Raw genomic sequence first — 19910 nt, forward strand, 5'->3', positions numbered from 1 at the left:
ATTAACAAATATTTGTATTATTTACAGCTGTAGATATTGACATAAAGCCTTAATAGTAGTATAATTATGTAATATTGATGAATAATTATAGGAGTCACGATGTCTCGTAGATGTGAGCTTAGTGGAGTTGGTGTTTTACACGGTAATAAAGTGTCGCACTCGCAAAGAAAAACTAGAAGACGCTTTGAGCCGAATCTAAGAGTGGTAAGGTTTGCAAGTGAGCTTACTGGGCAGGAATACAAGCTTTCGGTAAATGCTAAATGTCTACGTTCTGTCGAGAAGGTAGGTGGTTTTGATGAATATATGCTTAAAATATCAAGTGATATACTTTCGGACAAAGCCCAAGTGATTAAAAAAAAGATAGCTGAGAAAAAAGTTGGTGCTGTATTATGAAAGCTGGAATACATCCGAAATATAAAAAGTTCAAAATTATCATTAGTAATGATGTTTTTGAGACAAATTCCGGTGGTCATGCAGAAGAGATTTTGATGGATGTTGATTACAGGAAACATCCGGCATGGACTAAAGAATCTGGAAATATTGTTAACCAATCTAACAAAAATGTTAGTGACTTTAACAAAAAATTTGCTGGGCTTAGTTTTGGCAAGAAGGTTTAACCAAGTTTTGCTTGTTTTGGAAATTTTTTGCTAACAAGCAGGATAATCTTTAGATTTTTAGGCTGTATTTTACAGTCAATTCAGGAGAATTTGGGACTAGGAACGATGAAGCGACGCATAAGCGTTAGTTTAAGAAAACAATAATTAAAAGACCGTCATTGCGAGGAGACCGTAAGGTCAACGAAGCAATCCAAAAAAGTGATTAAAAATGGATTGCCACGCCACCTACGGTGGCTCGCTAATAGACGACTTTTCTACTTTATTTTCTTAACTATGTGGAGCGACGACGTCACCAGTTTTTTATCAATTGACTATGCATATTATCGTGGGGTGGAGCAGTCTGGTAGCTCGTCAGGCTCATAACCTGAAGGTCGTTGGTTCAAATCCAACCCCCGCAACCAACCACAACAATATTGTTGTCTTTACTAAACATTATCCACAAATATCTTATCAAAAAAGACTTAGCAATGTCTGTTATAGTTCGTACAATTTTTGTAGAGACGAGCGAAGAATAGCAAGAAGTTCCTTTTTTGAGATACTAACAATATACATATTACCCGATGATCAAGTTTTTTGAATAGCTTAAGTGTCATATCTGCTTACCTCAGTGTCACCCCTGCGAAAGCAGGGGGCTTAGATTCCCGCATACTAACATAAGCATCAGTTTAAGAAAACAATAACTGAAAAACCGTCATTGCGAGGAGACCGTAAGGTCACGAAGCAATCCAGAAAAGTGATTAAAAATAGATTACCACGCCACCTACGGTGCATAGCCCTACAATTTTTATTCTATAAGTATTAAACAGCATAAAAACGTCATTGCGAGAAGGCGTGAGCCTACGAAGCAATCCATATAGTCTTGATGTATCTATACTAATTCTCATGGATTGCTTCGTCGCTACTAAAGTAGCTCCTCGCAATGACGAGTTATAGAAGTATACGTCATTGCGAGACCACATAGTGGTCGCGGCAATCCACACATTATTGGATTGCTTCATCGGTTTACGCCTCCTCGCAATGACGCTTAGTAGTCAGCTTTTTTACTCATCATAAGGAACTAAATAAAAAATTGTAGAGTACTATGCCTACGGTGGCTCGCAATGACGACTTATAGTCAATTCAGGAGGATTTGGTGCTAGGAGCGACGAGTGACGACGTCACCAACTTCTCATCAATTGACTATATATAAAAATTAGTAAAATTTTCTTTAATTATCTATTAGTGAGGAGCAAAACATCTGTTATAATGTCTAATATTATATTTAAGCACGAGATTTTATGACCAAACCATTATTTGATAAAATTTTAATCGCCAATCGTGGTGAAATAGCTTTAAGAATAATGCGAACACTAAAAAAGATGGGTATTAAATCAGTTGCTGTATATTCTGAAGCCGATACACACTCAATGCATGTACAATATGCTGATGAGGCTTATTATATTGGTAATTCCCCTGCTACTGAGAGCTATTTGTCAATTAAAAATATTATAAATGCTATTAGAGCGAGCGGGGCTGGGGCAGTACATCCGGGATATGGGTTTCTATCGGAAAATTCCAATTTTGCGAATATTTTAAAAAGGGAAGGAGTTACCTTAATAGGTCCAAATGCTTCTGCCATTAAGAAAATGGGCGATAAAATTGAAGCAAAAAAAATCGCTTTGGAAGCCGGAGTTAGTACAGTTCCTGGTTATATTGGTACTATTAGCAATATAAATCAGGCAATAGAAATTGCAGAAGGAATAGGTTTCCCTGTTATAGTCAAGGCAACAGCTGGCGGTGGTGGGCGTGGCATGAGAGTGGTAAAAAACTCTGAAGAAATGGCTAATGCCTTTGAATCAGCTAAGCTTGAGGCAGTAAATAATTTCAGTGATGGTAGGTTATTCATTGAGAAATTAATAAAATCTCCAAGGCATATTGAAATACAATTATTAGCTGATCAGTATGGTAATAGTGTTTGCCTCGGTGAGCGAGAATGTTCAATTCAACGCTATCATCAAAAAGTGATTGAAGAAGCTCCAAGTTCTTTTATTACCGAGGAAATACGGCAGAAAATGTATAAAGAAACCATAGCTTTATCTAGTAAAGTAGGTTATTACTCTGCCGGTACAGTTGAATTTATAGTTGATTTAGATAAGAATTTTTATTTTCTTGAAATGAATACTAGACTACAAGTTGAGCATCCAGTAACTGAGCTGATAACTGGTATTGATATAGTAGAAGAGATGATAAAAATAGCGGCTGGTGAAAAATTATCATTTTCCCAAGAAGATATAAAATTAAAGGGGCATGCATTTGAATCGAGAATTTGTGCAGAAAATCCAATGCGTGGATTTTTGCCATCTAGTGGTAGAATTACTGAATATTCAGAACCGCCAAAAAATGCTAATATTCGTGTGGATACTGGTTTAGGGCTTGGAGGAGAAGTCAGTATGTTTTATGATCCAATGATTGCCAAACTTTGTACTTATGGAGAAACTAGAAAGCAAGCTATTGAAGTTATGCGTTCTGCTTTAAGTTCTTACATAATACAAGGCATTTCTCATAATATTAGTTTTTTGGAAGCGGTAATATCCCATCCTCGCTTTATAGCAGGTGATATAAATACCGCGTTTATAGAAGAAGAATATCCAGATGGTTTTTCTGGAGCAAGTTTAACTTCTGAAATTACTAAAATATTCCTCGCTACGGCCATTTTTGTTTATATTACCGAGCAAAAACGTGCCTCATTAATTTCTGGTCAAATAATCGATCAAACTAATAAAATTGGCACTCGATGGGTTGTGTCAATTGATGACAAACTATTTCCAATTTTAATTACCTCAGTAGATTACGGTTATAACATAAGACAAGAAAATGATAGAATCTACATACGCAGTAATTGGAACTTAGGTAGTAGGCTTTTTTCCTGTATTGTAAATGGTAGAAAAGCCAATATAAAAATTCAAAATATCGTAACAGGTTATATGTTATCGCATTCAGGCATTACTGTTAAAGCTTATGTCCGTTCTCCAAGGATGTCTGAACTAGAAGCGTTGATGATTACCAAAAATATCCAAGAAGAGCAAACAGAGATGCAAGCTCCGCTTGCAGGACAAATTATTGCAATTAAAGTGCAGGAAGGTAGTGAGGTAATTGTTGGTCAAGAGATTATGGTTTTAACTGCTATGAAAATGGAAAATATACTTGTTGCTGAGCGTAATGGGAAAATTGCTAAAATCCTAGTTAATGAAAAGGATCTGGTGGTTAGTGGTCAAGTATTACTAGAGTTCGTTTAGGTTGAAAATGTTGAATCACTTTTACCAAAATCTTAAAAAATATTGTGATAGCGGTAAATTAGTATTTATCCTAATAATTATAGCCGTCATATTGGCTTGCTCAACTTATTACGTGATTTCGATTGAGCCAAAGTCTCTTGGTCCAGACCCAAGTAGAGTTATAGGGCTGATATTAGTAGATCTTACTATCTTATTATTTTTAGGTATTTTATTAGCTCGTAAATTTTTACGAGATTTTGTTGATAAAGGAGATGGTGAGAAATCTTCAAAATTGCAAAATCGTATCATCATTACCTTTAGTTTGGTTGCTACAATTCCAACGATTATTGTTTCAGTATTTTCAGCATATTTTTTTAACTTTGGTATTCAGTCTTGGTTCGATAAAAAGATTTCTGCTGTACTTGATCAATCGATAATAGTAGCAGAATCTTATATCAATGAGCATAAACTGCAATTGCGAGAAACAGCGTTATCTGTTGCTTATGATTTAAGTGAAATGTATTATGACTTAATACATAATCCCATTTTATTTAATGAGACATTAAATTCTGAAGCTGAGATGCGTTCTCTTGACGAAGTTATAGTTTTACATAAGCCTACTAATACTGTTATTGCTAACACCTTTTTAAGTTTTGCAATTTCATTTGCTACTATTCCATCTCATTTAATGAAAAGAGCCGAAATAGGAGAGATTGTTGAGATAAAATCTGATCCAGCAAAGATTCGTATGCTTATAAAACTTAAAGAGCAGAATGATGTATATTTGTTGGTAGGTAGATTGATTGATGCTAAAATTACCGATCATATTAATAAAACTAATGGAGCAGCTGAAGAGTATTATCGTCTTAAAAAGCATATATCCAGTATGCAGATCAAATTCTCTATAGTATTTATTTTTATTGCTTTATTATTACTGTTAGCTGCAATAAGTTGGGGGATGATTTTTGCTATAAAAATAGTAAGCCCTATTCGAAAGTTAGTGAGTGCTGCTGAAAAAGTTAAAAATGGCGATCTAACTATCCAGGTACCAGAAGACGTTATTAATAAAGATGAAATAAGCGTTTTATCCTCAGCCTTTAATAGGATGATTAAACAAATTGATCGTCAACAAAGAGATTTAGTTATAGCTCAGCGTGCACTTGCTTGGTCTGATGTTGCCAGGAAAGTCGCACATGAGATTAAGAATCCTTTAACACCTATTCATCTTGCTTCTGAAAGATTATTGAGGAAATTCAGTAATCAAGTTGAAGATAAAGCAGAATTTAACAAATACATAAATATGATAGTACGTCACACTGAAGATATTAAGAAGATTGTCTCTGAATTTGTTAATTTTGCAAGATTACCAGCCCCAGTATTTACGGATTGTGATTTAGTAATTCTTGTAAAAAATATGGTTGAATCACGAAAATTAATTAATGACAAAATATTATATAAGTTTATTACAACTGATCAGTATATAGATTTTATTTGTGACACAACTCAAATTAATCAAATTATGGTTAATTTATTAAAAAATGCTGAAGAATCTATAGGGCTTACTAAGTTGCAAGAAGGTGTTATTACTGTTTCTATAACTAAATCTGACCATCAGATTATTATTACAGTAGATGATAATGGGGTAGGTTTCCAAGCAAATTTAATTGATAGGGTTACGGAAGCTTATATAACAACTAGATCTAAAGGAACTGGTCTAGGGCTGGCTATTATCAAAAAAATAGCACAAGATCATTGTGCAACATTAGAGTTAGCAAACAGATTAGAAGGTGGTGCCATTATCAATATAACATTTAACCTTGATGAATTAAAATTAAAGGTTAATAGACCTATTGCATAAATAAGTCGCTCACTTATGTACAGCATTATAGTCAATTGATGAGAATAGGCAAATAGTAAAACTACTCAGAATGTGGAGTCATTAGGAAAATTAAAATATATCTCGAATGGATAAATAAGTGAAAGTGCAAGACTATAAATTTTATAATGATTTAATATCACAGAATGTGGTTGAAGAAATTTGGCTATTTGGTTCTAGAGCAAGGAACGATAATCAGGATAGAGCAGATATTGATTTAGCTATAATATGCCCTAATGCTACCATTAAGGATTGGTTAAAGTTGCAAGAAATTATTGATAATGCTGATACACTTTTAAAAATAGATTGTGTAAGATTTGATGAATTGGATGATTCATCAGACTTAAAATTATCTATAATACGAGAAGGAGTGAAATTATATGAAAAATCCTAAAATAGAGTTAGGGTTCTCAAAATTAAGTAGAGCTTTAACCTCTTTAGAGGATATTGCATCTAAACCTCAGCAAGAAGATCGAAGTAACATAGACGCTAGCATTCAAAGATTTGAATTTACAATAGAATTATTTTGGAAATTATTAAGGGCGATTCTTGAGAGCAAAGGAGTAGAAGTACAATATCCTAAAGATGTTTTAAGAGAGGCTTTTAAAGGACATCTGATTGATCATGAACAAGAATGGCTAAAAATGCTTCTAGATAGAAATATCACTTCGCATACTTATGATGAGCAGCTAGCAGATAAAATTTATAATAATATTAAATCCTACATTCCCATATTAAGAAGTACATTCGATAGGCTAAATTTTCTCAATGTATAGTTAATTCAGGAAAATTGGATAGCAGGAGTGATGGAGTGACGCATAAGCGTTAGTTTAAGAAAACAATAATTGAGAAACCGTCATTGCGAGGAGACCGTAAGGTCACGAAGCAATCCAGAAAAGTGAATAGAAATGGATTGCTACGCCACCTATGGTGGCTCGCAATGACGATTTTTCTACTTTATTTTTTTAAACTGACGCCTAAGAGTGACGATGTTACCAACTTCTCCTAAATTGACTATAATATAAAAATTAACTTGCAATAATTCATAAAAAATATTATATTTCACCATATAGCAATATGGCTTTGGTATGCCTAGTTTTGCTATACAGCCTTAAAATACCAAATAAAGGAACTATAATGCCTAAATTAAAAACCAAATCAGCTGTAAAAAAACGCTTTAAACTTACCGCTACTGGTAAAGTTTGTGCCACTCAAGCTGGTAAAAAACACTTCATGAGACGTCGGACAAAAGCTCAACTTCGTAACCTTAGAGGAACAACGATTCTCTGTACTCAAGATGCAAAGAATTTAAAAAAATTCTTCCTTCCATATGGAATTTAACAATTTAACTAAGGAAATAGGTGAGATATGTCACGCGTAAAATCAGGAAAAATTTCAAAAAATCGCCATAAAAAAATTCTCAAACTTGCTAAAGGTTATAGAGGGCGGTCTAATAATTGCTTTAAGGTAGCAATTGAGAAAGTTGAAAAAGCTCTACAATATGCTTATAGGGATCGTAGAAATCGTAAACGTGATTTTAGAGGGCTTTGGATACAAAGAATTAATGCAGCAGTGCGTGAGCATGATTTAGTATATTCCCAATTTATGGGTGGGCTTAAAAAAGCTGCAATAGATATTGATCGTAAGGTGCTAGCTGAATTGGCAGTTAACAACCCGCAAGGTTTTGCAGATATAGTGGCTAAAGCTAAGGCTCAGTTGTAATAATATATTTCTTTAGACTTAGCTAAGTTCTTATATTTAGGGTAGTTTTGTCATCAAAATATCTAGGTTGTTGTGAGTACTATCCACATTAAAAAAAAATATTCGCAACACCTAAGACGTGAAGAGCAAATAGTTAATATTGGCGATTATATTTACCGTCCCGCTGGGTTCTGGACTAAACAAGTTCACAATCTTCTAGATCATATTCGTAGTGAAGGTTTTCTTTCGGCTCCCAAGCCTGTGGGATTTGATAATTCAGGACGAGAAATAGTTAGCTTTTTAAAAGGAGAGGTAAGTAACTATCCCCTCAGCAATAATGCTGCATCGATAAAAGCCCTTACATCTGCTGCTAGTCTTCTACGTAAATATCATGATGCATCACAAAATTTCTTAATTAAAGTTGTTTCCGATGAAAAATGCTGGCAGCTGCCATCTCGACACCCAAAAGAAGTAATATGTCATGGTGATTTTGCTCCTTATAATGTTGTTTTGAATGGAGAACAAGCAGTTGGAATAATTGATTTTGACACTTGTCACCCAGGGTCACGCTTATGGGATGTTGCTTATGCCCTTTACCGATGGGTTCCACTGACAAATCCCAATAATAAAGATGGATTTGGTTCTATAGATGAGCAAATTATAAGAGCATGTTTATTCTGCCAAGCTTATGGTTTAGCTGAAAAAGATAAAAATGGGATGATAGACTTGATTATCGAAAGACTACAAGTATTAGTAAGTTTTATGTTTAGTCAAGCGGCTTTGTTGCATGAATCAGATTTTGAAAGTGTTGTTTAATTTTTGTCAAAAATCAGGCAAATTTTTTGGTATCCGGCATGCCGAGTTTTGTCATGATATTAAGAATATTAGCAGCTACTTTACTTTCGGTTTTTTGGTTTAAAAAAGTTCTAGATTTTAATTTGTTTCCTATAATTGATTTGTAACGGTAGATAGCGTTTTCTGCTTTGGCTCGCCTGCCGTAGTTGGTATGTTTTTGCCATCGCTTTCGTCCTTGTTCCATAAGACGAATATTGTCTAATCTTAATTTAGAGTCATCGGGCATTTCTGCTCTGAACCCTAAGTTTGGCGGTACTACTGCTTTTATAGGAATTTCATTACCATGTTGATTCTGATGGGCGATTAATGCTTTGTATGTAGAGGGTTGGTCATATGCTCCGTCAGCTAGTACGGTATCTATTGGACTATCAATTTCCTCAAGTAATGTGCCTATCGTAGCACAATCACTAATATTGTGAGTCGTTAATTCAGAGCTTGCAATATATCCGTTTTCATCAACAGCGATATGAAGCTTTCTCCACGATTTCCTTGCTTTCAGTGCGTATTTTTCTTCCTGCCACTCCTGCTCGCCGTAAATCTTTATACCGGTACTATCGACGCAAAGCGTTACAGGATCACGATTTGCCCTACGGTGCCGTGACACTTTAAGTTTTTTTGTTCTTCTTGAAATAGTAGTATAATCAGGCGTTTTGAGCTCGAGATTCAGCAGTTTTATAATTGATTCTACAAAACCTTCGGTTTGCCGTAAATGCTGTTTGTATACTAATCCAAGCCTCACGCATGTCTCAATAGCAAGATCGGAATAGATCGCTTGACCGCCCCGCTTCTTATGTACGGATACGGGATTATTCCATTTTGCTACCGCTTCCCCTGAAAACCAAATTATTAGACTACCACGATTTTTTAATGATTGATCGTACTCACGTGAATTACTGATTTTGTATTTAGCTCGGGCAAATTTATGACGATAAGGATATTGGTGTTTGTTCGGCATATTTACCTTAAAAAAAGAGGATATCTTAACTCCTTAACTTTACTATTTCCACTGCTTTTTTTATTTATTCAAAAACTCGATTTACTCCAAATTCCGATTCATGCAACAAAGCCATTACTTATAGGCGTCGCTCCATCGTTCCTAGCCCAAAATTCTCTTGAATTAACTTAGAACTAACCTTATAGCATTATGCCAAATTTACAGATGTCTATTCGCGAGGGGACTCATAGATATCGATTTTTGTGTTATCCATGCTTCGGTGCGGTATCCACAACTGTTGAAAGTTAGAAGGTAAAGCGGGTTTTAGATAGGTTTTCTGCTATTAGCGAGACCACGCAAGTAGGTCGTGGCAATCCATCTTTGGTTACTTTTGTGGATTGCTTCGTCGACCTACGGTCTTTCTCGCTAATAGACGTTGACCACATACGACTTTTAAACTATCCGGTCTAAACCCGCGGCTTTGTTGCATGAATCGGAATTTGGAGTAAATCGAGTTTTTGAATAAATAAAAAAAGCAGTGGAAATAGTAAAGTTAAGGAGTTAAGATATCCTCTTTTTTTAAGGTAAATATGCCGAACAAACACCAATATCCTTATCGTCATAAATTTGCCCGAGCTAAATACAAAATCAGTAATTCACGTGAGTACGATCAATCATTAAAAAATCGTGGTAGTCTAATAATTTGGTTTTCAGGGGAAGCGGTAGCAAAATGGAATAATCCCGTATCCGTACATAAGAAGCGGGGCGGTCAAGCGATCTATTCCGATCTTGCTATTGAGACATGCGTGAGGCTTGGATTAGTATACAAACAGCATTTACGGCAAACCGAAGGTTTTGTAGAATCAATTATAAAACTGCTGAATCTCGAGCTCAAAACGCCTGATTATACTACTATTTCAAGAAGAACAAAAAAACTTAAAGTGTCACGGCACCGTAGGGCAAATCGTGATCCCGTAACGCTTTGCGTCGATAGTACCGGTATAAAGATTTACGGCGAGCAGGAGTGGCAGGAAGAAAAATACGCACTGAAAGCAAGGAAATCGTGGAGAAAGCTTCATATCGCTGTTGATGAAAACGGATATATTGCAAGCTCTGAATTAACGACTCACAATATTAGTGATTGTGCTACGATAGGCACATTACTTGAGGAAATTGATAGTCCAATAGATACCGTACTAGCTGACGGAGCATATGACCAACCCTCTACATACAAAGCATTAATCGCCCATCAGAATCAACATGGTAATGAAATTCCTATAAAAGCAGTAGTACCGCCAAACTTAGGGTTCAGAGCAGAAATGCCCGATGACTCTAAATTAAGATTAGACAATATTCGTCTTATGGAACAAGGACGAAAGCGATGGCAAAAACATACCAACTACGGCAGGCGAGCCAAAGCAGAAAACGCTATCTACCGTTACAAATCAATTATAGGAAACAAATTAAAATCTAGAACTTTTTTAAACCAAAAAACCGAAAGTAAAGTAGCTGCTAATATTCTTAATATCATGACAAAACTCGGCATGCCGGATACCAAAAAATTTGCCTGATTTTTGACAAAAATTAAACAACACTTTCAAAATCTGATTCATGCAACAAAGCCATAAGTAATAGGCGAGCATTGAGCGACGACGTCATCAACTTCTCATCAATTGACTATATAAGATAATTTAACGTTAGACTGAATAATAAACAATAAATATTTTTAGTAAAATAATATTTGTTAATAAACTACTTGAAAAATATACACTTGCTGTAATTTTGCTGTATAGTTATCTTTTATCTTTATTATTTATGTAGGATATGTCAAATAATCAACAAAAATCAATAGCAGAATTAGAATATGGGGCTGACTCCATCAAAGTTTTAAAAGGTCTTGAAGCAGTTAAGAAAAGACCTGGTATGTATATTGGTGATACTGACGATGGTTCAGGATTACATCATATGATTTACGAGGTTGTTGATAATGCCATCGATGAAGCCTTAGCTGGTCACTGTGATCTAATTAAAGTAATCCTAAATGCCAACGGCTCTGTAACAGTGCGTGATAATGGACGTGGGATACCTGTTGATATCCACGAAGAAGAAGGTATATCAGCAGCTGAGGTTATTATGACCCAATTGCATGCTGGAGGTAAGTTTGACCAAAACTCTTATAAAATATCTGGTGGGTTGCATGGTGTTGGTGTATCTGTGGTAAATGCCCTATCAGAGTGGTTAGAGCTTAGAATTTGGCGAGATAATAAGGAATATTTTATAAAATTTAGAGATGGAGCTACTGAAACATCACTCACACTAAAAGGGGAGTCAGTAGAAAAAAGCGGTACAGAGATTACTTTTTTCCCATCTATTACCACTTTTAGCATGATAGAGTTTAATTTTGCTACTGTAGAGCATAGACTTAGAGAATTAGCATTTTTAAATTCTGGGGTTAGGATATTATTAAAGGATCACCGTTTTGCTGAACAGCAAGAAGTAGAATTTTGCTTTACTGGTGGTGTAGAAGCTTATGTCAAATATATAGACAAAGCCAAGACTTCATTACATAAATGTATATCACTCAATACTAATAATCAGGCAACAGGGATTACTTTTGAATTGGCAATGAATTGGAATGATTCATATCATGAAAATATTTTATGTTTTACTAATAATATAAGACAACGTGATGGCGGTACGCATCTTATTGCCTTTAAAGCAGCTCTTACCAGAGTTATCACAACTTATACCGAGAATATTGGACTCAATAAAAAAAGTAAAGTAAACTTCACAGGGGATGACACTAGAGAAGGATTGTCATGTATTTTATCAGTAAAAGTACCTGACCCAAAATTTTCATCACAAACTAAAGATAAATTAGTTAGTTCTGAAGTCCGTCCTATCGTAGAAAATGCTGTATATACTAAGATTTTAGAATGGTTTGAAGAGCATCCTAGTGACGCAAAAATAATTATTAATAAAATTATTGAAGCGGCAACTGCTAGAGAAGCAGCCAAAAGAGCAAGGGAATTAACTCGTCGAAAATCAGCCCTGGAAATTTCAAACTTGCCTGGAAAACTTGCTGATTGTCAAGAAAAAGACCCGGCTCTTTCGGAGTTGTTTATTGTTGAAGGAGATTCGGCTGGCGGTACAGCAAAGCAGGGTAGAGACAGAAAGTTCCAAGCAATTTTACCATTACGAGGTAAAATCCTGAATGTTGAAAGAGCTAGATTTGATAAAATGTTAAATTCTGAGCAAGTAGGAACGTTAATAACAGCTCTTGGGACAGCTATTGGTAATGAAGATTTTTCTTTGGATAAACTAAGATATCATAAAATAATTATTATGACTGACGCTGATGTTGATGGTTCGCATATCAGAACTTTATTGCTTACTTTCTTCTACCGACATATGCGGCAATTAATTGATAAAGGATATTTATATATAGCTCAGCCGCCTTTATATAAGGTAAAAAAAGGCAATAACGATTTTTATTTGAAAAATGAACAAGCTTTGCAAGATTATTTAGTAAAAAATACTATTAGTGATGCAACAATTATGTTGTATAATGGACGAGAGATCAGTGGTTCTGATCTTGAGGAGATAATCAAGAAAGCTATCCGGTTCGTTACATTACTTGATCAAGTTGGCAAAAAATTTAATCGACAAATTGCAGAATGTTTAGCTATCAAAGACTTGTTAGGTAATCAAATATTTGCGGCAGATAAGACAAATGAAATAAACCAGGCTTTGAATATTTTAAATCTTGGTGATATATCACCTGATAAAACAGATTGGCAATTTGTAGTTAGCACCAATAAAATAGAATTTTTCCGCTTTGTTCGGGGACAAAAAGAAAGTAAAATTTTATCAAAAGAACAGCTTGAATCTTTTGAATTTATTCAGCTAGCCAAATCATTTACTCCGCTTGCAGATTTATTTATTGAGCCAACAAAGTTATTAATTAAAAACCAGGAACATATTATTACACTGCCTAGTATGCTGATGAATTATATATTGGAAAGCGGAAAAAAAGGTATAGCTATTCAGCGTTTCAAAGGTCTTGGAGAAATGAATTCTGATCAGTTAGGAGAGACAACATTAGACCCTCAAAGAAGAACTTTATTGCAAGTTAAAGTACATGAACAAGATAGTGCTGAAGTAATTTTTTCAACATTAATGGGAGATATTGTTGAACCTAGAAGACAATTTATTCAAGCAAATGCCTTGAATGTAATTAATTTAGATGTTTAAAATTTAAATCTTCTCCTGAATTGGTTCACTATTATAGTTTAAATTAATGTGCAACAATTTAAAAACCCTGCATGCGATGTAATTTATTTTCTGTAATCTACTAGCTAGGCTAGCTTGTTTGTGCTATTATTTACTTAATAAAGTTTATAATATATTTCTAATATGACAGTAGAATTTTTCGATAATATATCAACCAAAGAAACTAATATTGTTAAAGATAACAATAAACCACCGAGAATGAGGATAGGTACCGATAATTTTGAGACGTTATTGCTAAATAGTGATGTATTTGTTGATAAAAGCCTAATGATCAAAGAATTATTGGAAGATAGTGGAGAAGTAATCCTGATCACTAGACCAAGGCGTTGGGGTAAGAGCTTGAATATGAACATGCTCCAGAAATTTTTTGAGATAGAGGTGGATCAAAATGGCGTTCCTTTACCTATAGAAGATAGAGTAAATAACAAGCTATTTACCGGTGGAGAAATCGATTTAGGCATTAAGGGAAAAAGAACTTTAGAGCCTTTAAAGATTAACGGTAATGAATATGCCATGATTCAACAAGGTCAATTTCCGGTGATTTTGCTCAATCTTAAAGATGTTAAAGGCAGTAACTACCAGGAAATTGAGAATGGAATAAAAAATCAAGTAACTAATTTATTTGCAAACCATCGATATTTAAAGCGTTATATAACAACAGATGAAAATTTACTAGATGAGGCACAAAAGGAAAAGTTAAATCGATATTTTACAGGAAAGCTTGATAAGGAAGACTTAAAAGATAGTTTACGGGTTTTGAGTGAAGTATTGTACAAACATTTTGGTCAAAAAGTTTATATATTGATCGATGAATATGACACACCGATCAATAGTTCGTATATTGAATTTGGTGATAAATTAAAAGAATTTGATGATGTACTAAAAATATTCCGCGGGATGTTTGGCAGTAGTTTAAAAACTAATCCTTATTTAGAAAAAGGCGTAATAACTGGCATATTACGGGTTGCTAAAGCTAATTTATTTTCGGATTTGAATAATGTTAGTGAATATAGCTTGCTTGATGAAAAATATTCTAAGTTCTATGGTTTTACTCAAGCAGAAGTTGATGAGTTATTAACCAAAGTACCAACAGCAACTAATCCTGAAAAAATTAAAGCTTGGTATAATGGCTATAGTTTTGGTGGGGAGATCATTTATAATCCATGGTCGATTATGCAATGTTTGGCTCATAAAGGCAAGCTTGATCATTATTGGCTTGATAGTGGGGGGACGGCTCTTGTTGATAAAGCATTATTGTCAGATGGAATGCAACAAGATATTCAGCTACTCGCTAGTGGCAAAAATATTATCTCCCCTATTACCAGACAAATTAGTTTCAGTGATATTAACACACGGTCAGGGCTATTTAGTCTATTACTATTTAGTGGTTATTTAAGCCCAATGGTAATCGAGTCAGAAGAGGATATTTATCAATTATCCGCTCCTAATAAAGAGGTAAAACACATATATAATGCAAGATTATTGCAGTGGGTGAGCAACAAGTTACAAATGGATAGTTCTTTATATTATTCATTTGCTAGTTTGCTGCCGGCAGGTAAAATAGAAGAATTTAAAGAAAGGCTGCAAGAATTATTACTAAATGCTACTAGTTTTCATCAAACTGGCGAAAAAAAAGCCGAGCTATTTTATAGTGGCTTTATGCTAGGTTTAATTAACACGTTATCTCTTGGCTATATAATAGACAGTGAAAGAGAAACCGGTAGCGGTAGGGCGGACATTGTGCTACTACCCAAGATAGGTAAAGGTGACAATGCTATTATTATTGAATATAAAATATGTAAATCTCCTGATATTTTAGAATCTGTTGCCAAAGAAGGGTTAGATCAAATCGTGAGAAAAAAATATGAGGCTAAAATAAAAGAGTACTCCCATGTTCAGAAAATTATCAAAATTGCTATGGCTTTTTGCGGTAAAGAAGTGGCTCTAGAATATCAGATTGATAAAATTTAATTGCCTTTTCCTCTAATATTGATTATAGTCAATTCAGGAGAATTTGGGGCTAGAAACGATGGAGCGATGCCTATAAGTAATAGGCGAGTGACGACGTTACCAATTTCTCATCAATTGACTATAGTATTTACAATCTTTGGGCTAGGTAGCAAAGTGGTAATGCCGTGGACTGCAAATCCTCAATGCGTCGGTTCGATTCCGACCCTGGCCTCCACAAAAAATATACTAATATGATGGGGTTTATTGAGCAATTCCTAGAAATGATGATAGCTGAGCGTGGAGTAGCTAATAATTCGAAGCTTAGCTACCAATGTGATCTGTTAGATTTTCAAAAATTTTTATTACAAAATAAATTATCAGAACTAAATATTAAAGCTGAAAATATTAGAGATTGGGTAGAATATTTAGCAGAAAATGGCTTGCAAGCAAGATCGATCAATCGGAAGATATCAACTATAAAAAACTATTATGAATTTTTAATTAGTGAAAAACATACCAATTATAACCCTACTTTGATGGTAGATTTACCAAAATACCAAACTAAACTTCCTGCTACATTATCGATTGATCAAATCAAAACTTTACTTTTATATTGCGAACAAGATAAAGATACTGATTCCATACGCCTAAAAGCAATGATTCATTTATTGTATGCAAGTGGATTACGCGTTTCTGAGCTTGTCAGTATCAAGCTAACTGATATTTTAGCAAATCAAATGTTGCAAGATAAAATGTCGCAAAATATTAAAAAGATATTTTCTATAACTGGTAAGGGCAATAAAGAAAGAATGGTGATCATTAATGAACAGGCTGCCCTCAGTTTGCTAGATTATTTAACTATTCGCAGTAACTTTATCAGCAAAAAACATTTAAAAAGTCAAATTTACTTATTTTGCTCTTCTGCCGCTAGTGGTCATATGACTAGACAGAATTTTGCAATTCTGTTAAAACAAGCAGCTATTAAGGCTGGGTTAAATCCAGATAATATCTCACCTCACACTTTACGTCACAGTTTTGCTAGCCATTTGCTAGAAGGTGGTGCGGATCTTAGGGTGATTCAAGAACTGCTTGGACATGCTGATATTAGCACTACCCAAATATATACCCATATCCAAACAAAGCATTTAAAACTTGCCTTAGATCGCCATCCGCTAAAATCAGCTATAATCAAATGACTTATATATTTCCAAAATTTTTATAACTAAGTATACTGCTCCCATTTGTCTAGGAGGCAGTATACAGGTTTAGCTATAAGGTTAATAATCATATACATGCAGATGCATTTGATACATCGCCAGAAGGTTTTACATCTTCCGGGAAGGGCTGTTGAAAAAGTTCTTCCTTATCGTTCTCATTATCTACAAAACTATTCCAAATTTGCCATTTTTCATCTTCATTTAATTTATCTTCTGCACTTATTGGTGGGGTATCAGCACCAGCAATGGCTGAACAGGCATTTTCAGGGGCGTCATTAACATCTGGATAGAGCGTTACTATTTCAGGGGTGTTAAACTCTGGATAGAGTAGCACAAAAATTGAAGCAGCATGAGTAGTATCTTTACATTGCTTAAAAATCAACTCTCTTTCCTCGTCATTTGCTTTTTGGATTACGTCCATATATAACTCTGGTAAGTCTTCTGGATTAAACCCATTTGCTAAAATTTTAGTAATATTTGAGATATGGTGTAACTCATCTCCTTTTGCTCCTAGTCCTTTCATATGCAATGCACCTAGTAGGAATTTTACTTTATCATTATACGTTGCAGGTACATCAGGATTTGTGGCTTTATTTAAATAATCATTTTTTAATATATTCCTCGGGTCAGAAAGTGCGGCATGAACTTCTAAGAAAGAATAATTTTGTGGAAACTCTAAAACTTGTACTAAATCGTATACTTGCAGCAAAACTGCATAACTTTATCTAATTTTTTTGTTAGTATGAATTTTTTATACATTTGGGTTTCATACTATGCAAATACCATCGATTACTATTGAGCAAGTAGCTCAGCAATTTAAAGCTTGGCGTCAAACTAAAACTAATAAGTTTGATCCTATACCAAACCATCTAAAGGAATTAGTTCACCAATTACTCCATCATTATTCTTACCAAGAGATAGCTAAACATCTTAATATTAATAAAGCAACAATTAGTTCAACTAAAAAAGCCCATGAACCTACCATCAAAACTTCTTCTGTCTCAACTTCAAATCAATCCCTACAACAAAATATTAATTTTCTCCCATTTCAACTAGTAAATTCTATAGATACCGATCCTGTAGCTGCTCCCAAGCAAAATCACTATACTTGTCACATTATTAAACCAAATGGTACCAAGCTTATTATCCAAACACTAGAGCCAAAAACTATAATTCAGACATTTTTATGCTGCAACTAACCCCGGCGTCAGTTATTTTTGTTGCCACTATTGCCATCGATTTTCGCAAGGGTATCGATGGCTTAATCGCTGTTTGTAGACAAAAACTTTCTTCTGACCCTCTTAATGGTTCCTTGTTTTTATTCTATAATAAAAACAGAACTGCCATTAAAATTTTGTCCTTTGACGGTCAAGGCTTTTGGCTATGCTCTAAACGCCTATCCAAAGGTAAATTTACGGCAAAACTTTTCCCATCTGATAATTCATCTTACCAAATTTGTTATAGAACCTTACACATTCTTATTCATAATGGCGATCCTAGTTCTGCCAAATTCTCTAATGATTGGCTTCCTGTCGTTTAAGCTGCTGTCTCGATTAATTCCGTATTATTCATATATCTTGCATAGGCAAAAGGCGTATAATCCTCAGGATGCTTCTTTGCTTTGCTACTATGCTCTTGTAGCCAATTTAAATATTTAAAGGCATTGATCTCGTTCTCACTACAAGTCTTTACTATACTATACAGACCACTATGTATCTCAGCACTATTGATTGTTTTAAAGAATAATGAATTCTTCCTTTGTAAAATAATGGTACGCAGTGATCTCTCAGCCCAATTATTATCAAGATTGCTAACTGGGATTTTTAAAAATTGGGTCAAACCTTCTTTATTATTTATCCAATATTTCATAGCTTGTCCAAGCCTACTATTAGGCTCAACTTTCTTGTCGTTAAATAATTCGTCTATTTTGTTATATATGTTTTCTATATATTTACTGCTATGTTCCTGATGATACCCAAGTTTCTCTTCAGGACTCATCTCTTTACATTGATGTTCATTGTGGTAAATCCCACGTGTTTGTTTGAGAAAATATCCGCATTCTTCAGGGTAATATAGTTCATTTTCTGTAAATTTTCTCTGACCATGTGACAAACAATTGATCATCACTATTATTGCCAGTAATTCTTTATCTGCTTCTGATAATACCGGGTTATTATTGTTACTTGCGTCAGTCATTAATTGGATAGAATCTGTTCTATTCTTACGATTCTTTAGTACGTTACCTATATTTTCTCCACCATGCCTATTACCGGTAAAATATAAAACTATTACCTCATTATTTGCAGTCTTAGCACATATTGTAGTAGTATAACAGCTGCGTCCTTTCTTATTTTGAGTACGTAATTTTTTATTGGCTATAGTAATTTCTAAAATCCTAGCTCTAGTATCATCAAGGTTCAGTGAACTACATTCGGCAGCCATTTCCAATAATACCCCGTAAATTTCAGCTCCACCACCTTCTTGCCAAACATCTAAATATTGTTGCCAGAGCGAGCTGTATGCTATAGGAACCCCGCTTAAACTCTGTAGCCTAGATAAACGGTAGAAAGGAGTACCATAGGTCTTTTGTAACACTATTGCACTTCTGCTACTATTTGTCCATTTGTTGATATTTTTATTGTTCATAACTGTATAATCGCAAGCATTACAGCGTAACGTTTTCTTTACATATCTGTTGACTGTAATTGGAGCATTACCTGTAAATTGTAGCAATTTTCTAGCTTCACTATTATATAGTTTGCCATTATAGCAGTGAGGACAGCTATCACCACTACAAAAATTCTCAGGAGTTAAATAGCTGGTATTCGCATCCTTATAATCATCAAACCCATATTTACCTTGCCAATTACTACGATCTATCTTTTTGGGCTTATCGCACTCTCCTTCATTACCACCATTCCCGTTATCAGATTCACCTGGCGGTTCTTTTAATGAATCTGAACTATCTTTTTTTTGTGATCTGCCTTAAAACCAATCAGCATTTCCTTAAGCTTATTTATACTGATATTTGATGATGCTAGCTTGTCTATTAGCTCGTTACAAAATTTCACAAGCTCTACTATCGTTTGCTGTTCATCTCCCGTTAATGAACTTTCCTTGACATGCTGTATTAGTTCTTCTCGTTCTTCAGCACTTAAGGTCGCTACTTTTGGTTTTTTCATTTGATTAATTATCATTATTATTAATATTTCA

Annotated in this window: 19 protein-coding genes and 2 tRNA genes; 17 read left to right on the forward strand and 4 right to left on the reverse strand. The window is 34.5% G+C overall.

The window, feature by feature from the left end:
• The first annotated feature begins 99 nt into the window (after positions 1-99).
• The 10 genes from rpmB (at position 100) to ACQH6S_RS03565 (ending at position 8264) form a co-directional block, all read left to right on the forward strand.
• Complete coding sequence (gene rpmB, locus ACQH6S_RS03520; protein WP_341759675.1) at positions 100-393, forward strand: 50S ribosomal protein L28; 294 nt, start codon at positions 100-102, stop codon at positions 391-393.
• Positions 390-617 carry a 50S ribosomal protein L31 gene (gene rpmE, locus ACQH6S_RS03525; RefSeq protein ID WP_425360503.1) on the forward strand — a complete coding sequence of 76 codons (228 nt, stop codon included), beginning with the start codon at positions 390-392 and terminating at the stop codon, positions 615-617. The genes rpmB and rpmE overlap by 4 nt, the downstream gene beginning before the upstream one ends.
• A 324-nt stretch (positions 618-941) precedes the next feature.
• A tRNA-Met gene (locus ACQH6S_RS03530) sits at positions 942-1018 on the forward strand.
• A gap of 876 nt (positions 1019-1894) precedes the next feature.
• Positions 1895-3892, forward strand: a complete 1998-nt coding sequence (locus tag ACQH6S_RS03535; protein ID WP_425360504.1) for an acetyl-CoA carboxylase biotin carboxylase subunit — start codon at positions 1895-1897, stop codon at positions 3890-3892.
• 7 nt (positions 3893-3899) lie between these two features.
• Positions 3900-5729 (forward strand): ATP-binding protein, encoded by a 1830-nt coding sequence (locus ACQH6S_RS03540; RefSeq protein WP_425360505.1) that lies wholly within the window; start codon positions 3900-3902, stop codon positions 5727-5729.
• A gap of 124 nt (positions 5730-5853) precedes the next feature.
• Positions 5854-6141 carry a nucleotidyltransferase domain-containing protein gene (locus ACQH6S_RS03545; RefSeq protein ID WP_239832523.1) on the forward strand — a complete coding sequence of 96 codons (288 nt, stop codon included), beginning with the start codon at positions 5854-5856 and terminating at the stop codon, positions 6139-6141.
• Entirely contained in the window at positions 6128-6523 is a 396-nt protein-coding gene (locus tag ACQH6S_RS03550) for an HI0074 family nucleotidyltransferase substrate-binding subunit (protein WP_425360506.1), read from the forward strand. Before ACQH6S_RS03545 ends, ACQH6S_RS03550 begins: the two co-directional genes overlap by 14 nt.
• Positions 6524-6884: 361 nt before the next feature.
• The gene (rpmI, locus tag ACQH6S_RS03555; protein WP_094648668.1) at positions 6885-7088 is read left to right on the forward strand and encodes a 50S ribosomal protein L35; all 204 of its coding nucleotides are present in this window, start codon (positions 6885-6887) and stop codon (positions 7086-7088) included.
• A gap of 27 nt (positions 7089-7115) precedes the next feature.
• Positions 7116-7469: a 50S ribosomal protein L20 gene (gene rplT, locus ACQH6S_RS03560; protein WP_094648657.1), complete on the forward strand. Its 354-nt coding sequence runs from the start codon at positions 7116-7118 to the stop codon at positions 7467-7469.
• 72 nt (positions 7470-7541) lie between these two features.
• A complete protein-coding gene (locus ACQH6S_RS03565) occupies positions 7542-8264 on the forward strand; it encodes a phosphotransferase enzyme family protein (RefSeq protein ID WP_425364687.1) in 723 nt (240 codons plus the stop codon).
• Between the two features lie 13 nt (positions 8265-8277).
• Here the strand turns inward: ACQH6S_RS03565 and ACQH6S_RS03570 are convergent, their stop codons facing one another.
• Positions 8278-9258: an IS5 family transposase gene (locus tag ACQH6S_RS03570; protein WP_094649552.1), complete on the reverse strand. Its 981-nt coding sequence runs from the start codon at positions 9256-9258 to the stop codon at positions 8278-8280.
• A 569-nt stretch (positions 9259-9827) separates the two neighbouring features.
• On the opposite strand from ACQH6S_RS03570, the gene ACQH6S_RS03575 reads away from it, so the two are divergent.
• The 5 genes from ACQH6S_RS03575 (at position 9828) to ACQH6S_RS03595 (ending at position 16676) form a co-directional block, all read left to right on the forward strand.
• Positions 9828-10808, forward strand: a complete 981-nt coding sequence (locus tag ACQH6S_RS03575; protein ID WP_094649552.1) for an IS5 family transposase — start codon at positions 9828-9830, stop codon at positions 10806-10808.
• A 253-nt stretch (positions 10809-11061) separates the two neighbouring features.
• Positions 11062-13491 (forward strand): DNA topoisomerase (ATP-hydrolyzing) subunit B, encoded by a 2430-nt coding sequence (gene gyrB, locus ACQH6S_RS03580; protein WP_425360500.1) that lies wholly within the window; start codon positions 11062-11064, stop codon positions 13489-13491.
• A 162-nt stretch (positions 13492-13653) separates the two neighbouring features.
• A complete protein-coding gene (locus tag ACQH6S_RS03585) occupies positions 13654-15501 on the forward strand; it encodes an AAA family ATPase (protein WP_425360499.1) in 1848 nt (615 codons plus the stop codon).
• A gap of 139 nt (positions 15502-15640) precedes the next feature.
• A tRNA-Cys gene (locus tag ACQH6S_RS03590) sits at positions 15641-15715 on the forward strand.
• Positions 15716-15734: 19 nt separating this feature from the next.
• Positions 15735-16676, forward strand: a complete 942-nt coding sequence (locus tag ACQH6S_RS03595) for a site-specific tyrosine recombinase XerD (RefSeq protein WP_094649209.1) — start codon at positions 15735-15737, stop codon at positions 16674-16676.
• Positions 16677-16764: 88 nt separating this feature from the next.
• Here the strand turns inward: ACQH6S_RS03595 and ACQH6S_RS03600 are convergent, their stop codons facing one another.
• Positions 16765-17406, reverse strand: a complete 642-nt coding sequence (locus ACQH6S_RS03600) for a hypothetical protein (RefSeq protein WP_425364688.1) — start codon at positions 17404-17406, stop codon at positions 16765-16767.
• A gap of 64 nt (positions 17407-17470) precedes the next feature.
• Here ACQH6S_RS03600 and ACQH6S_RS03605 point away from each other — a divergent pair, with 64 nt between their 5' ends.
• Together ACQH6S_RS03605 and tnpB are read left to right on the forward strand one after the other, a co-directional pair.
• Positions 17471-17896 (forward strand): hypothetical protein, encoded by a 426-nt coding sequence (locus tag ACQH6S_RS03605; RefSeq protein WP_341758053.1) that lies wholly within the window; start codon positions 17471-17473, stop codon positions 17894-17896.
• Entirely contained in the window at positions 17884-18237 is a 354-nt protein-coding gene (gene tnpB / locus ACQH6S_RS03610) for an IS66 family insertion sequence element accessory protein TnpB (RefSeq protein WP_341752109.1), read from the forward strand. The genes ACQH6S_RS03605 and tnpB overlap by 13 nt, the downstream gene beginning before the upstream one ends.
• Here the strand turns inward: tnpB and ACQH6S_RS03615 are convergent.
• A complete protein-coding gene (locus ACQH6S_RS03615; RefSeq protein WP_425364395.1) occupies positions 18234-19343 on the reverse strand; it encodes an IS66 family transposase in 1110 nt (369 codons plus the stop codon). The two genes, tnpB and ACQH6S_RS03615, sit on opposite strands and share 4 nt — an antisense overlap.
• A 302-nt stretch (positions 19344-19645) precedes the next feature.
• The gene (locus tag ACQH6S_RS03620) at positions 19646-19894 is read right to left on the reverse strand and encodes a hypothetical protein (protein ID WP_341758049.1); all 249 of its coding nucleotides are present in this window, start codon (positions 19892-19894) and stop codon (positions 19646-19648) included.
• Positions 19895-19910: the final 16 nt, after the last annotated feature.

Origin of the sequence: Candidatus Tisiphia endosymbiont of Mystacides longicornis, assembly GCF_964031095.1 — a bacterium.
Classification (GTDB): domain Bacteria; phylum Pseudomonadota; class Alphaproteobacteria; order Rickettsiales; family Rickettsiaceae; genus Tisiphia.